This window comes from Ruegeria sp. B32 (assembly GCF_025141855.1).
Classification (GTDB): domain Bacteria; phylum Pseudomonadota; class Alphaproteobacteria; order Rhodobacterales; family Rhodobacteraceae; genus Ruegeria; species Ruegeria arenilitoris.
On the sequence record NZ_CP081106.1, the window covers coordinates 3,147,712 to 3,162,968 of the forward strand.

A 15,257-nucleotide genomic window follows, 5' to 3' on the forward strand; every position below is an offset into this window, starting at 1 on the left:
GATGCTTGCCGCAAGAAAAACTCGCGACAACGACCAATTCCCAATCGTCAGCTCAGCAACTTTCGTCCTCATCGTGGTCCTGACTATGACCCACAATCGAAAACCGCACCACAGACCTTGGTCTGACATGATCCAGATGTTCGCCCCAGCAAGCCCCGCCCGCAGCCCCAGAAGCACACCCCGGTTTGCAATGCCTTTTACGACTTGAAAAACACCCCGCACCCCGCAAGCATTGACACAACCGTTACCCCTTTGGTTGAGCGTCGGCCGACCGGCGTTTAAGCGAAAATCAAATAGTTCAAAGGTTTTTGATGCGCGCCGCCGTATTTTTCTTGTCGATCGTCTTTTTGGTTTTTTCCGGATCCGCTCAGGCTCAGAGCATCATTCCGCTTGCCCAGAAGGGCGGGCTGCACGCGGCATATGTGGTTCCAGTGGACACCTTCGACCGCGTGGATGTTCAGTTGATTGTTCTTTCGGGGTCGTATGACGACCCGGACCCGTCCGGCACAGCCCATCTGACCGAGCATCTCGCCGCGTTCTCGGCCGACGCCACCATTCTCAGAAAACCGCGTGAACGCGACATCTACGCCACCACGCACAATGTCGCGACCGTTTACACGAATTCCGGGCTGCCATCCGAGGCGGAGATGTTGTTGCGGCTTTCCCGGGCCGTTCTGGACACGCCATCCGTATCCAGGCAATTTGCGGAGAGCGAAGTCGCTATCGTCCAGCGGGAAACCTTGCTGCGTGAACGGCAATATCCGTTTCGCTGGCTCAGCCGAATGGCACTTCAAAACCTCTACGGCACCTTGCGCGGCCGGGCAGACAACACCGTCGAGGATCTGCCCAAGCTGAGCCTCGAGAAGGCCTATCAGTTTCACAAGGAACACTATGTGCCGTCCAACGTGACGTTGATTGTCTCCGGAAACATTGAACCAGCCCGGGCCGAAGAACTGGTGGCGCGGGTGTTTGGCGATACCGAACCATCTGACGCTCCGAAAAAACCGTGGTTGGATCAAAAGCCGGATCCCGAGAAACAGTCCGTCGTGCGCCTGCAGTCGGATCGGTTGCAACGCGACACCGTGCTGTTCGCACAATTCGTGGAATTCGAAGACCGCTCCACGAGCATCGACATGCAAGGCGCGTTCTTCATCGCAAGCGGGATCCTGAACGAACGGATCGCCAAGGTTCTACGCCACGAGGACACGCGGATACTCAACCATGGCGTCAACTGGTATTTTGCGAAGAATGCCGATGTTGAACTGGTGATCGACCTGCAACTCATGCCCGGCTTCAGCGTGGATGAAGCCAAGGATCTGCTGACCGAAACCTTGGCTGGCTTGCTGGACGAGCCGATCAGCAAATACGAAATTCATCAGCTCCGTCAAAAAGAAGTGGTCTGGTCCCAGAACATGGCCCGCCGTCCTTCGGCCTTTCTGTGGTTTCTGCAGAACGTCGCCGCCGACGGATTCCCGCCCATCAGCCCGTCGGTCTTTGCCGAAACGCTGAGCAACACCACAGATCAGGAAGTTATCGATTTTGCGGAAAAAATCTTGCAGCCCTCGGCGACATCTTTCGTTCTTGCAGAGAAAGCCGACTGACATGCGCGTTTTCAAGGGCCGGCTTCTCGCAGTTCTCTTTGCGGCGCTTACCTTGCTGCCGGGTGAGCGGGCACAGGCGGAACTGATTGCGACTGCAGGCGAAACGAAACTGGTCGAGCTCTCTCCGCTTGAGAACGGCACGTCCGCGCTGACCCTGGTTTGGACGATTGACCACCCGACGCTGGACCGCACTGCCGCCATGTCCGCCGCCATTGCGAGCGTGGTGACAGGTGGGACCTCGACCCGCTCATCCTACGAAGTCAGTTCGTTCCTGAAGCTGAAAGGTGTCGAACAGAAAATCGGCAGAAGCGGCAAGAACCTGACGCTCACCGTCTCGGCGCCAAGCGACGTCTTCCCGGAAGTCCTGGTGCACCTCGAGAACGTATTGCTCGAACCCCGATACACACCAAACTGGTACGCACGAGAGCTTGAGACGTCTCGCCCAGTTATCTCGACCAGAACCAGACAGCCGTCGGATGTGTTGAACGAGATTACCAATTTTCTGGAATTCGACCCTGCCGCCACGGACGAAGAAACCCTTGAAACCGACTTTCAGTTCGGACGACCAGATCAGGTCGTCCTCAGGTCAAAGGACGAAGAGGTAACGCGCCGCACCGTCCGATTGATCAATTCGCTGCCGGGCGCGCGGTTCCGGCTGGGGCGCGCCCTGAGCAAATGGGCCGAAGGGTGGACCGGCGCGAACGGGGCGCCCTTTGCCCTGCCCAAAGGTATCGTGCATCTCGCCGACCCCGACGCATCCGAAATGTTGATCCTGCTTGCCAATGCAAAGGCGTTTTCGAACGCACAGGACCAGCTTGGCTCGAACCTTCTTGTTGACTACATCGGCGCCAATCAAGGCTCGGATATGTTTCGGGTTATCCGCCAGTCCATGCGTGCATCCTACGATCCACGTTCGGACTTTGTGGTCGTGGGCAAAAACAAGGCCGTGATCGCGCTGAGCGCGACCGTCGAAGCCAGCGCATGGCCCGAGGTCCACGGCAAGATCATGGAAATCTATCAGGGCGTCCGCGACGGGGGCGTTGTCCCGGAAAGTCTGGAAATCCAGAAGGATCGGTTGGACCGCACCTACTATCAAAGATTCTTCACAGACCCTGACTGGGGCGCGCGCCAGTTTCTGGACGAACATCCCGACGGCGTAGAAGGCGAAATCACCCTTCCACTGTTTGAGGCATTCCGGACAGTCTCGACCGAAGAGACGATTGAGAACGCCGATACGCTGTTGCCCCCGATTGAGGAGTTCCTGGTGATCTTGATCGGAGGAGGTGTTTCCCCGTCGGCCGACATGCGGTCGGACGGGTATTGTGCCCTGCCCAAAGGCGCACCGATCAGCCATTGCCTGACTAAGCTGTCAAACGCGGAATACTGACTGTCCGCGGGCCATTGCTGCGGTGCTTCAAAGAGCAGATGATCCCCGCGATACATCGTCTCGAGGGTACCGTGGGATTGGCCCTTTGGTATTGTCCGTCGGTCACGTAAGCTTGGTTTTGCCTGTCGCGCAGCAAGGAGAACGCAATGCGTGTTCTTGAGATACTATCTTTGGTTGGTCTGTGTTTGGTGTTGGTATCGCCACTTCCCGGAAGTGCGGCCCCAACGGCAGCAGAGTGCAATAGCGCGGGAGGAAAAACAGTCACGATCAAGGGAAAGACCGCTTGCGCGTTCGTGGGCGGAGCATGCCCAGAGGGGTGGCGCTCATACGATTCCTACCGAAAATGGCAGCCGAAAACCTGCGGTGGCGCGCAATGCACGGGGAATACCAAGTGTACGACGAGCCGAGGTTGGTCCAAATCCGCACCAGAATGCAGATTTGAGAGAGGCAGAAACTCTCAGGGCGACTGCACCAAAAGAAGTGTATGCACGGCAAACAGGATCGCCAGGACTGCATGTACGAAGTAAGCGCGCCATCGCGGTTGAGCTGTGAAACCGAACCCTAAACCCGACTCGCGCTGAGTTGCTGGCGACCCCGGCAGGATTCGAACCTGCAACCTGCCCCTTAGGAGGGGGCTGCTCTATCCAGTTGAGCCACGGGGCCGCGCGGCGCCTTCTGTAGCCGGGTTTTTTCGACTTGTCATGACCTTTGCACAACAGTTGAACAGATTGCCCTGTTCGCGCTAGCATCGGGGAAACAACAATGCAGGTATCCCCGGTGACAACAGAAACGAAACGCCCGCTTACCCTCCGTGATGTCTCAGAAGCGTCCGGTGTGTCGGAAATGACGGTCAGCCGGGTCCTGCGCAATCGGGGCGATGTGTCGGACGCGACCCGCACCCGGGTTCTGGCCGCCGCGAAAGAGCTGGGATACGTGCCCAACAAGATCGCTGGGGCACTGGCCTCGAGCCGGGTAAACCTGGTGGCTGTGATCATCCCGTCGCTGTCGAACATGGTCTTCCCCGAGGTGCTGACCGGCATCAACCAGGTGCTTGAGGATACCGAGCTGCAGCCCGTGGTCGGCGTCACCGACTATCTGCCGGAAAAAGAGGAAAAGGTCCTGTACGAGATGCTCTCGTGGCGTCCGTCGGGCGTTATCATCGCCGGGCTGGAACACACCGAGGCCGCGCGGGCCATGCTGGATTCGGCGGGCATTCCGGTGGTCGAGATAATGGATACGGACGGCAAGCCTGTGGACGCGATGGTGGGCATTTCGCACCGCCGGGCCGGGCGCGAGATGGCGCAAGCAATCCTGAAGGCCGGGTATCAGCATATCGGCTTCATGGGCACCAAGATGCCGCTGGACCACCGCGCGCGCAAACGGTTCGAGGGCTTCACCGAAGTTTTAGGCAAGCACGGGATCGAGATCGAGGACCGAGAGTTCTATTCCGGCGGTTCGGCCCTGGCCAAGGGGCGCGAGATGACCAAAGCCATGCTAGAACGCTCCCCAGAGTTGGATTTCCTGTATTATTCCAACGACATGATCGGCGCGGGCGGGCTGCTGTACCTGCTTGAGCAGGGTATCGACGTGCCCGGACAGATCGGCCTTGCGGGATTCAACAACGTCGAACTGCTGCAGGGTCTGCCGCGCAAGCTGGCCACCATGGACGCCTGCCGGCTTGAAATCGGTCGCAAGGCCGCGGAGATCATCGCCGCCCAACTGGCCGACCCGAATACCGAGATCGAAACACGCATAACCTTGACCCCCAAGATCAGCTATGGCGACACGCTCAAGCGGCGCTGAACGGGGCAAGCTGCAACAACTCGACAACCGAACCGCCCGTGCGTTGTTCATGGATCGTCATGCGCTGGCGGAACAGCCCGCAGGTCCGGCCAAAGGGCCCGATCTGCTGCATCTGATCCACCGGCTGGGTTTCGTGCAGCTCGACAGCATCAACACCGTGGCGCGCGCCCATGACATGATCCTGTTCTCGCGCCGCCCGTCCTATCGGCCGAACGACCTCAAACGCCTGTACGAGCGCGACCGCGGCCTGTTCGAACACTGGACCCACGACGCCGCCGTGATCCCGATGGCGTTCTACCCGCATTGGCACCTGCGCTTCCAGCGCGACGCCGAGATGCTGCGGGCCCGCTGGCGCAACTGGCGGCGCGACGGGTTCGAACAGCAGTTCGAAACCGTGCTGCGGCACATCCGCGACCACGGCCCGGTGTGCTCGGCCGATTTGGGGCAGGATGAGAAAAAGGGCTCGGGCGGCTGGTGGGATTGGCACCCCTCGAAAACGGCGCTGGAATACCTTTGGCGCTCGGGCGCGCTGACGGTGGTGGGGCGCCGAGGGTTTCAAAAGCAATACGACCTGACCGAGCGCGTGATCGATACCCATCTGTGCCCCGGCGTGATGGAGTGCGACCATCAGGCGACGGTGGACTGGCTGTGCCACGCGGCGCTCGACCGGCTGGGCTTTGCCACCTCGGGCGAACTGGCCGCGTTTTGGGACACGGTCACCGCTGCCGAGGCGAAAGAGTGGTGCAAACAGGCTCTGACACGGGGGGATTTGCAGGAAATCGAAGTGGAACGCGCTGATGGTCGAATGCGCCGCGTGTTTGCGCGACCCGGCTTGGCGGACCAGGCTGCCGACCCTGCCCCCGCGCCGGGGCGTATCCGTGTGCTCAGCCCGTTCGACCCGATGCTGCGCGACCGCAACCGCGCCCAGCGCCTGTTCGGCTTCCACTACCGGATCGAGGTCTTCGTGCCCGAGGCCAAGCGGTCTTATGGCTACTACGTCTTTCCGCTGCTCGAAAAAGACCGTCTGATCGGACGGATCGACATGAAGGCCCATCGCGACGAAGGCACCTTGCGGGTCCGCGCCCTTTGGCCCGAGCGTGGGGTCCGGTGGTCGGACGCCCGCACCCGGCGGCTCGGAGCCGAGCTGGACCGGGTGCGCCGTTTTGCCGGGCTGGAACAGGTCGCCTTTGCCGCAGACTGGCTGCGCGCGCCTGTTTGATCGGCTGAAAGCCCTTTCATAGGGACTATTCCGCCGGTCCGAGGGTCAGGCGGATGGAGTCCAACCCGTCGATGCCGCCGGTCAGCACATCGCCGGCGACGACCGGGCCGACACCGGCAGGCGTTCCGGTCAGGATCAGGTCGCCGGGCCGCAGATGATAGAACCGGGACAGGTGCATGACGATCTCGTCGATCTTCCAGATCAGTTCGGACAGGGTGGCGTCCTGCCGGACCGTACCGTTGACGCTCAGATGGATGCGGGTGTCATCGGCCGGGGCCCAATCGGCGGCGCGGGTCAGCGGCGCGAACACCGCGCCGTTTTCCACATCCTTGCCCAGATCCCAGGGGCGCTGCTTGTTGCGCTCGCGGATCTGCAGGTCGCGCCGGGTCATGTCCAGCGCGCAGCAATATCCGAACACGGCATCCCAAGCCTGCTGCGACGTCGCCTGAAACACCGGGCGACCGATGGCCAGAGCTAGTTCCATTTCGTGGTGATAATTCTCGGTGCCCGGCGGGTAAGGCACGGTCTGCCCGGTCAGAATGGCGTTCTGCGGAGACTTGGTGAAATAGAACGGCGCCTCGCGGTCGACCTCGTTTCCCATCTCAGCCGCATGGGCGGCATAGTTCCGTCCGACGCAAAAGATGCGCCCCACCGGATAGGTGTTGGCCTCTCCAACTACTGGTATCTGCACCACATCCGGCAGGGAAAACAGAGATTTGGCCATGTTGCATCCTTTCCTTCACATTGCCGCGCAGACTAAACGAGACACACCGCCGTTCAACCCGGCAAACACGCCGATTATTGCCGGCCCGCCTGTACGTTTCGGCGCGAAGTTGCCAAGGCTGCGGACCCGGGCGCAAACCAGTTTCATCCGCGCAGACTATCCGTCTTTATTTTAGGGAAACTTGGGACCGCCCTGTTTGAAAAACCGCACAGGCCGCGCATCATGAACGGACATATCGGGCAGATATTCGAAGGCAGCGCAACAGGCCCACGGGCCGCGTTCCCCTATTGCGACTTGGTTTCGCGGTCAGGTGCGCTAGATTATCTTTCAGACGGTCGGCGCGCCCAGCCAATCAAGCTTTGTTCATCAGCGTGCCTCCGTCGCGAATACCAAAGAAATATTACGGTTTCGGAGAACCGCCGCTCTGGCCTCATCCCCCTGGGTGCTTGGGCTGCGCTGTCGGGGTGCAATTTGGGCACCTCACATTCTCCGATTCAGGGCCGGAACCCCTCAACACAGGGATTCTTCGGCCCCGGGCCAGGCAAATAACTTCAGACACCGTCTGGCCACCCCGCCGGAGTCGACCCCTAGTTTCTCCGGCGGGGTTCTCCAATCCTCACACCGGTGCGATTTTCCTTATTAGAGCCTGAATTTGGACCGACCGGCCGCCACGGTCCCACCTCACAGCGCCCTCGTCGTCCGGAATTTGATTGACCTGCCCGCCTGCATCGCCATCACTTGCCCGCGAAAGATGCGAAGGCGGAAGGCAAGGCAGATGAGATGGGATGAATTCTCGGAATGGGGCAAACGCATTTCCGAGTGGACGCAGCATTATCACCAAACCGTCGGCCAGCACCCGGTGCGCGCCCGGACCGAGCCCGGCGAGGTGCTGAACGCGCTTCCCGCGACGGCGCCGGAGCAAGGCGAACCGATAGAAGGGATTTTTCAAGACTTCGAACGGATCGTGATGCCGGGCATCACCCACTGGCAGCATCCGCGCTTCTTCGCCTATTTCAACTCGAACGCCTCGGCGCCCTCGGTACTGGCCGAGTTTCTGGCCAGCGCGATCGCGCCGCAATGCATGCTGTGGCAGACCTCGCCCGCGGCGACCGAGATGGAAACCCGGATGATGGACTGGCTGCGGCAGGCGCTGGACCTGCCCGAAGGCTTTGCAGGGGTGATCCAGGATTCAGCCTCGTCGGCCACGCTGGCCGCCGTTCTGACCATGCGGGAAAAGGCGCTGAACTGGCAGGGCAACCGTCAGGGCCTGTTTGGGCAGACACCCTTGCGCGTCTATTGCTCGTCCGAGGTGCACACATCAATCGACCGCGCCATCTGGGTGGCCGGGATCGGGCAGGACAACCTGGTGCGCGTCCCGATCAAGGGTGATTGGCGCGGGATGGACCCCGCCGCGCTCGAGGCCGCGATCCGGGCCGATCTGGACGCCGGACTTCACCCCGCGGGGGTGATCATGTGCGTCGGCGGTACCGGGACCGGCGCGACCGATCCGGTGGATGAGTGTCTGAAAGTCGCGCATAAATATGGGCTGTACACGCATGTGGATGCAGCCTGGGCCGGGTCGGCGATGATCTGCCCTGAATACCGCCTCTATTGGCCGGGGATCGACCAGGCCGACAGCATCGTTTTCAACCCGCACAAATGGCTGGGGGTTCAGTTCGACTGCTGCGCGCATTTCCTGAAAGACCCCGACGATCTGGTACAGACGCTGGCGATCAGCCCCGAATTCCTCAAAACCCACGGCAAGGACGGGATCGTCAACTACTCGGAATGGTCGGTGCCGCTGGGCCGTCGGTTCCGGGCGCTGAAACTGTGGTTCGTGATCCGCGCCTACGGGCTGGAAGGCTTGCGCGCGCGGCTGCGCAACCACGTCAACTGGTCGCGCGACCTGCATGATCGGCTGGCGGCCGAGCCGGATTTCCGGATCGCCACCCCGCCCATGTGGTCCCTGTGGACCTTCCGATATGAGCCACCCGGAGCCGCGGATCTGGACCACCTGAATCTGCGGCTGGTGAACGCCATCAACGATGACGGGCGCATCTATCTGACCCAGACCCGAGTCGATGGCGACATCGTCATCCGCTTTCAGGCTGGCCAGTTCGAAACCACCGAGGAGGACGTCCGGATGGCCTTTGACGTGATCACCGAAATCGCCCGAACCTTGCCCACACCCCCGCAGGAGGATCGCTGATGCCCGCCCCCAAAAACCCGTTCAAACAGGCTCTGACACAGGGCGAAATGCAGATCGGCTGCTGGATGAGCTTTGCCGAAGCCATCACCGCGGAAATCATGGGAACCGCCGGTTTCGACTGGCTGGTGATCGATGGCGAACATGCGCCGAATGACATCCGTTCGATCCGCGATCAGCTGATTGCGCTGGCCAACAGCCCCTCGCACCCGGTGGTGCGGCTGCCCATCGGCGAGACCTGGATGATCAAGACCGTGCTGGACGCCGGCGCCCAGACCATTCTGGTACCGATGGTCGAAAGCGCGGATCAGGCGCGCGAGCTGGTTCGGGCCTGCCAGTACCCGCCCAAAGGTGTGCGGGGTGTCGGGGCCGCCGCAACACGGGCGACAATGTACGGCACCATCCCCGATTACGTGGCCACGGCCGACCCCGAAATCTGTTTGCTGGTTCAGGTGGAAAACCTTGCGGGCATGGCCGCGCTGGACGACATCCTTCAGGTCGAGGGCGTGGATGGCGTTTTCATCGGCCCGGCCGATCTGTCCACCGACATGGGTTACAAAGGCGACAGCACGGTGCCGGAGGTGCGCACCGCCATCGCCGATGCTTTGAAGCGGATCCGGGCGGCAGGCAAGGCGCCGGGTATTCTGGGCACCAATGGTGAAGCGGTTCAAGCGTATCGGGACATGGGCGCGCAGTTCCTGGCGGTCGGTATCGACGTCATGCTGCTGGCTCAGGCCGCCCGCGGGCTGGCCGCGAAATGGCGTTCCTGAGGGCGGCTCACCCCTGCATTGCGGCGGCGGCCTGCGCATAGCCGCCCGATGCACCATCGACGAAATGTACGTGATCGTCGCGCGTGGCGGCGGGCACGAAGCAGGTCATCATCGCCTCTTGCTGGGAATGGATGCCATATCTGATTTTTCCGCGTCCGCGCGCATCCTCAAGGGTCCGGGCGATGCGCGACAGGGTCTCGTCATCGCAATCCAGCGTCATCTTTAACCCGTCATCAAATTTGCGGAAATCCGCATTTCGGCTGACCATGTTCTTGTAGTGGCCCGGCTCGAAGTCGCCCAGTCGCTTGCCCGATTTGAACAGCAGCCAGATCAGCAAGTTCTGCACAAGCAGCGCGGCCTTGCGTACCGCCAGGTTGCGCCCCGCGCGCGAGACATGGGCATCGAGCGCCAGCCCCGGTGGCGGCCATTTCATCGGCGGTCCTGCGGCCGGCACGGGATGGCCCGCGCGCTCCAGAGCCTCGGATGCGGACAGAACTGATTGCGCCAGATCAGCGAAATCGCGTTCTGTCGCCTGCGCAGTGGGCTGGATGACAAGTGAAACGATCTGCCCATGCCGCGCAGGGCTGTTGGACCAGCGGCAGGACAGTCCCGTCAGGTCGGGCTGTGCGTCGGACCCGGCGGGCGGAACCTCGTACCGGCCAGCTTTCATCTGCGCCTCGGCCCAAGCCAGTCCGCCACCGGTGAACATGGCGTAATCCACCCCCGAGGACGGCGCATAGCGCGCCACCCGCAAGTCAAGCCCCTCCGCGCGCAGGTCGGACACGGGCACCAAAGCCGCACGCAGCGCGATGCCGAACTCGGTTTTCGCCCAGCTGCGCAGCGCAGCCAAGGTGTCGCGCGCCACGTCGGCCTCCTCCTTCGGGATGGCAAATCCGGCGCCGTCGCCACCAAAAACATAGGGAAAAACCCGCCCGCTCAGCGCGTTGATCATGCCTGAGATCACCGCCGCGCCCACCATGTTCACCGTCTTGTAGCGACCACGCGCGATTTCGCCGGTCGAGTCCACGATATCCGCGACGCCCACGATCCAGTCATCCGGGACCGGGGTGAATTGTTCCGGATCCGACAGGGCAAGAAAGTCGCGTGTAATGGGTACGCGGTCGTAGAATCCGATATCGGCGGTCTTCATTGTCCCTCCCGTTTGCTTGCCGCAATGATAGCGTAGTGCGGGGGCGTTTCCCGATACTGCAACATATCACACGCGCTTGTGCATGGCATCGGGACGTGCCAAGCATCCCACCAAGGCGGACGGCAAGGAGACCGACATGCAGGCAGGTTTGGTGATCTTGTGTCTGGCCTATGTCCTCAGCCAGTTCTTCCGCGCGTTCCTTGCGGTTCTGACTGCCGATCTGGCGCGAGACATCGGCGCCACGCCCGAAGATCTGGCCTGGGCCTCGGGTCTGTGGTTTCTGGTCTTTGCGGCGATGCAGATCCCGGTGGGCTGGGCGCTGGACCGGGTTGGCCCCCGGCAGACGGCGGCGGTTCTGCTACTGATCGGCGGCGCGGGTGGGGCCGCGGTGTTCGCGCTGGCCGCGACGCCCCTGCATGTGGCGGTGGCGATGGCGTTGATCGGGGTCGGATGTTCGCCGGTTCTGATGGCCTCGTATTTCATCTTTGCCCGCGAATACCCGCCCGCGAAGTTCGCTACCCTGGCCGCTGTTATGCTGGGCGTGGGGTCGGTCGGCAACCTCGTGGCCTCGTACCCCACGGCGCTGGCGGTCGAGTTGATGGGCTGGCGCGCGACTCTGGCGGGGCTGGCCGCGATCTCAGGCGCCGTGGCAGTGGGCATCTGGGTCACGGTCAAAGACCCCGCGCGGGTGGTGTCCGAGCAGAAAGGGTCGGTTCTGGACCTGCTGCGCGAACCTGCGCTGTGGGCGATTTTGCCGTTGATGCTGGTGGCCTATGCACCCTCGGCCGCGCTGCGGGGGTTGTGGGCCGGCCCCTATCTGCTGGACGTGTTCGGGCTGAGCGCCACCCAGATCGGGCAGGCCACGCTGGTCATGGGCGCCGCGATGATCGCGGGCACTTTTGCCTATGGCCCGCTGGACCGGCTGCTGAACACCCGAAAATGGGTGATCTTCGGCGGCAACGCGCTGGCGGTGCTGGCGCTGGGGCTGCTGGGGCTGTGGGTCGCCGAGGCCGTCTGGCTGTCGGTTCTACTGATGGCGCTGATCGGGTTTCTGGGGGCATCCTTCCCGGTGATCATGGCGCATGGGCGCGCCTTCATCCCGGCGCATCTGGTGGGGCGCGGCGTGACCCTGCTGAACCTGTTTGGGATCGGCGGCGTGGGGCTGGCGCAGTTCGCCACCGGCCGCATCCATGCGGCGACGGTGGACATGGGGCCAACCGCACCCTACACAGCGATATTCGCCTTCTTTGCCGTCACGCTGACGATCGGCTGCGTGATCTACCTGTTCAGCCGTGACAGCATGGAGTGAGACCCGCAGGAGCGCGCGCCGTGAACGACCCCGTTGTTATTGCCCCAAACCTCAAACGCCGCCTGTCCGGCGTGACCGCCACGATCGCGCGGCTGGTGCCGTTGCAGGCACAGTGGATCGACATCGCAGCCACCGGTCCGGGTCTGCCTTCGGACATCCCGCACATCCCGCTGGGCCGCCTGCCCTTTCTGTCGCGCAAGACGCTGCGGGTCTGGCACGCCCGCCGCAACACCGAGATGCTGCTGGGCCTGATCCTGCGCGACCTGCTGCGGCTGCGGCTGAAACTGCTGTTCACCAGCGCCTCGCAGCGGGCGCACACGGGCTATACCAAGTGGCTGATCGGCAAGATGGACGCGGTGGTGGCGACCTCGCGCAAGACGGCCGGATACCTCGAGCGCGACGCGCAGGTGATCATGCACGGCATCAACCTGCAGGATTTCACGCCACCCGCCGACAAGGCGGGGCTGCGGACGCAAATGGGCCTGCCCGACGGGCTGCTGCTGGGCTGCTATGGCCGCATCCGCCACCAGAAAGGCACCGACGCCTTCGTCGATGCGATGATCGACCTGTGCGGGCAGGTCCCCGACGTACATGGCATCGTCATGGGCCGCGCGACCGAGAAACACAGCGCTTTCCTGACCGAACTGAAGGACAAGGTGGCCCAAGCCGGCCTGTCCGACCGCATCCTGTTCAAGCCCGAGGTCACCGTGGACAAGATTGCCCAATGGTACCAGGTGCTGGATCTGTTCATCGCCCCCCAACGCTGGGAGGGGTTCGGACTGACCCCCCTCGAAGCGATGGCCTGCGGTGTGCCGGTGGTGGCCACCGATGTGGGCGCATTCTCCGAGATCGTGACCGACCCGACGCTGGGTCGGGTGGTGCCTCCGGGCGACATTCCGGCGCTGGCCGCGGCCGCGGCCGAGATGCTGGCGGACCGTGATTCCCTGGCCCGCGCAGGCCGGGCCGCCCGCGCCCATGTGGAACGGAATTTCGACATCAACGGCGAGGCGCAGGCCCTTGTTGCGCTCTATCAGCAGCTGCTGAAGGCCTGAGTCGCCGCAAAACTGCGTCATTCGGTCAATTCCGCCGCGAAGGCCCTTTTTTATTTTCTGCAACGCGGCTATGAACGCGCGTCCTTAATTCAGGAGACTAGACATGGGCTATCGCGTCGTTGTCGTCGGCGCCACGGGTAACGTGGGCCGCGAAATGCTGAACATCCTGGCTGAACGCCAGTTCCCCGTGGACGAAATTGCCGTTCTGGCAAGCCGTCGTTCGCTGGGCACCGAAGTCAGCTTTGGCGACAAGACACTCAAGACCCAGGATCTGGACACTTTCGATTTCACCGGCTGGGACATGGCGCTGTTCGCCGTGGGGTCCGCCGCGACCAAGGATTACGCCCCCAAAGCGGCAGCGGCCGGCTGCGTGGTGATCGACAACTCGTCGCTCTATCGCTACGACCCCGAGATCCCGCTGATCGTGCCCGAGTGCAACCCGCAGGCGATCCACGACTACAAGAACAAAAACATCATCGCCAACCCCAACTGCTCGACCGCGCAGATGGTGGTGGCGCTGAAGCCGCTGCATGACCGCGCCAAGATCAAGCGCGTCGTGGTCTCGACCTATCAGTCGGTGTCGGGCGCCGGCAAGGAAGGCATGGACGAGCTGTGGGATCAGACCAAGGCCGTCTACAACCCGATCAACGAGGTCGCCCCGAAGAAATTCCAGAAGCAGATCGCCTTCAACGTCATTCCGCATATCGACGTCTTCATGGAAGACGGCTCGACCAAGGAAGAGTGGAAGATGGTCGTCGAGACCAAGAAGATCGTCGACCCGTCGATCAAGGTCACCGCGACCTGTGTGCGGGTGCCGGTTTTTGTCGGACATTCGGAATCGGTGAACATCGAGTTCGAGGAATTCCTGGACGAGGACGAGGCCCGTGACATCCTGCGCGAAGCTCCGGGCGTGATGGTGATCGACAAGCGCGAGGCCGGTGGCTATGTCACGCCGGTTGAATGCGTAGGCGATTTCGCCACCTTCATCAGCCGTATCCGTCAGGACTCGACCGTGGAAAACGGCCTGAACCTGTGGTGTGTCTCGGACAACCTGCGCAAAGGCGCGGCTCTGAACGCGGTTCAGATCGCCGAGCTGCTGGGCCGCGAGGTCCTGAAGAAGGGCTGATAGCCGGACCAGACTGAAATCTTAAAACTCCGCGGCATGGGCTGCGGGGTTTTCATTTTTTGGCAATGCGAGAAGGAAGGCGCGCCAGGCATCACCGCAGGTTCTGCCCAAGCAAAAGTAAATTCGCCAGGTGAATATCTATTATTCACATAATCAATTTTTCATATTTCACAGCTGCTGGTATTTTTCCGCCCATTGAAGGCGCCTTCGTTTCAATCTCAGCCGAGGGGAAACGAGCCATGATTGACCAAACAGAGCCTGACCTGTCGCAGGAACCGGGGTTCGACACCGCGCGATCCCACCAGCTCTGGAACCGCTGACTAGGCCGATGTTTTTCTGGCCTTCGGTGCTCGACGCCGCACTGCCAGACGGTTCGGGCCGGGTTGGGCAGCATGGTTCGGATGCCCGCGTCAGAACACACCTTTTCCGGCAAACCCAGTTTTCCACGCCCCGTACGGCTCATCGAATATTCAAAGGAGACCGTTATGACCAGATTGCCCATCTTTTTTCTGACCACCGCAGCAATATTTGCCGTTTTGGGCATGTTGTGGGGAATCCAGATGTCCGCCAGCCATGATCACACGCTGTCCCCGGCACATGGCCACCTGAACCTGATCGGGTTCGTTGCGCTGGCAGTGTTCGGATTCTACTACGCTCTGACCCCCGAGGCGGCGCGCAGCGGTCTGGCGAAACTCCACTATGGGCTGTCCGTGGCAACGGTGCTGGTGCTCGTTCCCGGAATCGTGCTGGCAATCACCGAAAGGGGCGAAACCCTTGCCCAGATCGGATCGCTTCTGGCTGTTCTGACCATGGTCCTGTTCGTGTTCATCCTGCTGCGTCACGGTTTCGGAGCGACAGACGCGGACAACCGCAGGCCGGTGGCCGGCAATCCCAACCCAGCCGAATGAAC

At 62.0% G+C, this 15,257-nt stretch carries 13 protein-coding genes and 1 tRNA gene; 10 read left to right on the forward strand and 4 right to left on the reverse strand.

What is annotated here, in order from left to right:
* Positions 1-311 precede the first annotated feature (311 nt).
* Both K3752_RS15980 and K3752_RS15985 read left to right on the forward strand, forming a co-directional pair.
* Positions 312-1,601 (forward strand): pitrilysin family protein, encoded by a 1,290-nt coding sequence (locus tag K3752_RS15980; protein WP_260063778.1) that lies wholly within the window; start codon positions 312-314, stop codon positions 1,599-1,601.
* Between the two features lies 1 nt (position 1,602).
* Positions 1,603-2,988, forward strand: coding sequence for a hypothetical protein (locus K3752_RS15985; RefSeq protein WP_260063779.1), 1,386 nt, complete (start codon positions 1,603-1,605; stop codon positions 2,986-2,988).
* Between the two features lie 586 nt (positions 2,989-3,574).
* Here K3752_RS15985 and K3752_RS15990 read toward each other — a convergent pair.
* Positions 3,575-3,651, reverse strand: a tRNA-Arg gene (locus K3752_RS15990).
* Between the two features lie 114 nt (positions 3,652-3,765).
* Here K3752_RS15990 and K3752_RS15995 point away from each other — a divergent pair.
* Together K3752_RS15995 and K3752_RS16000 are read left to right on the forward strand one after the other, a co-directional pair.
* A complete protein-coding gene (locus tag K3752_RS15995; protein WP_170342776.1) occupies positions 3,766-4,791 on the forward strand; it encodes a LacI family DNA-binding transcriptional regulator in 1,026 nt (341 codons plus the stop codon).
* On the forward strand, positions 4,766-6,010 hold the full coding sequence (locus tag K3752_RS16000; protein ID WP_260063780.1) for a winged helix-turn-helix domain-containing protein: 1,245 nt from the start codon (positions 4,766-4,768) through the stop codon (positions 6,008-6,010). Before K3752_RS15995 ends, K3752_RS16000 begins: the two co-directional genes overlap by 26 nt.
* Before the next feature lie 25 nt (positions 6,011-6,035).
* Here K3752_RS16000 and K3752_RS16005 read toward each other — a convergent pair whose 3' ends face one another.
* Entirely contained in the window at positions 6,036-6,734 is a 699-nt protein-coding gene (locus K3752_RS16005) for a fumarylacetoacetate hydrolase family protein (RefSeq protein ID WP_260063781.1), read from the reverse strand.
* A 775-nt stretch (positions 6,735-7,509) separates the two neighbouring features.
* Between K3752_RS16005 and K3752_RS16010 the strand changes: the two genes are divergently transcribed.
* Both K3752_RS16010 and K3752_RS16015 read left to right on the forward strand, forming a co-directional pair.
* Complete coding sequence (locus K3752_RS16010; protein ID WP_260063782.1) at positions 7,510-8,943, forward strand: pyridoxal-dependent decarboxylase; 1,434 nt, start codon at positions 7,510-7,512, stop codon at positions 8,941-8,943.
* The gene (locus K3752_RS16015; RefSeq protein WP_260063783.1) at positions 8,943-9,710 is read left to right on the forward strand and encodes an HpcH/HpaI aldolase/citrate lyase family protein; all 768 of its coding nucleotides are present in this window, start codon (positions 8,943-8,945) and stop codon (positions 9,708-9,710) included. Before K3752_RS16010 ends, K3752_RS16015 begins: the two co-directional genes overlap by 1 nt.
* A gap of 7 nt (positions 9,711-9,717) precedes the next feature.
* Here the strand turns inward: K3752_RS16015 and K3752_RS16020 are convergent, their stop codons facing one another.
* The gene (locus K3752_RS16020; RefSeq protein ID WP_260063784.1) at positions 9,718-10,860 is read right to left on the reverse strand and encodes a DUF3095 domain-containing protein; all 1,143 of its coding nucleotides are present in this window, start codon (positions 10,858-10,860) and stop codon (positions 9,718-9,720) included.
* A 136-nt stretch (positions 10,861-10,996) separates the two neighbouring features.
* Between K3752_RS16020 and K3752_RS16025 the strand changes: the two genes are divergently transcribed.
* The 3 genes from K3752_RS16025 (at position 10,997) to K3752_RS16035 (ending at position 14,347) form a co-directional block, all read left to right on the forward strand.
* Positions 10,997-12,169, forward strand: coding sequence for an MFS transporter (locus K3752_RS16025; protein WP_170341450.1), 1,173 nt, complete (start codon positions 10,997-10,999; stop codon positions 12,167-12,169).
* 20 nt (positions 12,170-12,189) lie between these two features.
* Positions 12,190-13,221, forward strand: coding sequence for a glycosyltransferase family 4 protein (locus K3752_RS16030; protein ID WP_170340800.1), 1,032 nt, complete (start codon positions 12,190-12,192; stop codon positions 13,219-13,221).
* Positions 13,222-13,324: 103 nt separating this feature from the next.
* Positions 13,325-14,347, forward strand: coding sequence for an aspartate-semialdehyde dehydrogenase (locus K3752_RS16035; RefSeq protein ID WP_170340798.1), 1,023 nt, complete (start codon positions 13,325-13,327; stop codon positions 14,345-14,347).
* A 145-nt stretch (positions 14,348-14,492) separates the two neighbouring features.
* Here the strand turns inward: K3752_RS16035 and K3752_RS16040 are convergent, their stop codons facing one another.
* On the reverse strand, positions 14,493-14,849 hold the full coding sequence (locus K3752_RS16040) for a hypothetical protein (RefSeq protein ID WP_260063785.1): 357 nt from the start codon (positions 14,847-14,849) through the stop codon (positions 14,493-14,495).
* On the opposite strand from K3752_RS16040, the gene K3752_RS16045 reads away from it, so the two are divergent.
* Positions 14,833-15,255 (forward strand): hypothetical protein, encoded by a 423-nt coding sequence (locus K3752_RS16045; protein WP_170340791.1) that lies wholly within the window; start codon positions 14,833-14,835, stop codon positions 15,253-15,255. The two genes, K3752_RS16040 and K3752_RS16045, sit on opposite strands and share 17 nt — an antisense overlap.
* Positions 15,256-15,257: the final 2 nt, after the last annotated feature.

Coding starts and splice junctions, on each gene's coding strand:
- K3752_RS15980 (WP_260063778.1), top strand. CDS start 312: ATGCGCGCCGCCGTATTTTTCTTGTCGATCGTCTTTTTGGTTTTTTCC.
- K3752_RS15985 (WP_260063779.1), top strand. CDS start 1,603: ATGCGCGTTTTCAAGGGCCGGCTTCTCGCAGTTCTCTTTGCGGCGCTT.
- K3752_RS16000 (WP_260063780.1), top strand. CDS start 4,766: ATGGCGACACGCTCAAGCGGCGCTGAACGGGGCAAGCTGCAACAACTC.
- K3752_RS16005 (WP_260063781.1), bottom strand. CDS start 6,734: ATGGCCAAATCTCTGTTTTCCCTGCCGGATGTGGTGCAGATACCAGTA.
- K3752_RS16010 (WP_260063782.1), top strand. CDS start 7,510: ATGAGATGGGATGAATTCTCGGAATGGGGCAAACGCATTTCCGAGTGG.
- K3752_RS16015 (WP_260063783.1), top strand. CDS start 8,943: ATGCCCGCCCCCAAAAACCCGTTCAAACAGGCTCTGACACAGGGCGAA.
- K3752_RS16020 (WP_260063784.1), bottom strand. CDS start 10,860: ATGAAGACCGCCGATATCGGATTCTACGACCGCGTACCCATTACACGC.
- K3752_RS16025 (WP_170341450.1), top strand. CDS start 10,997: ATGCAGGCAGGTTTGGTGATCTTGTGTCTGGCCTATGTCCTCAGCCAG.
- K3752_RS16035 (WP_170340798.1), top strand. CDS start 13,325: ATGGGCTATCGCGTCGTTGTCGTCGGCGCCACGGGTAACGTGGGCCGC.
- K3752_RS16045 (WP_170340791.1), top strand. CDS start 14,833: ATGACCAGATTGCCCATCTTTTTTCTGACCACCGCAGCAATATTTGCC.
- K3752_RS16040 (WP_260063785.1), bottom strand. CDS start 14,849: ATGGGCAATCTGGTCATAACGGTCTCCTTTGAATATTCGATGAGCCGT.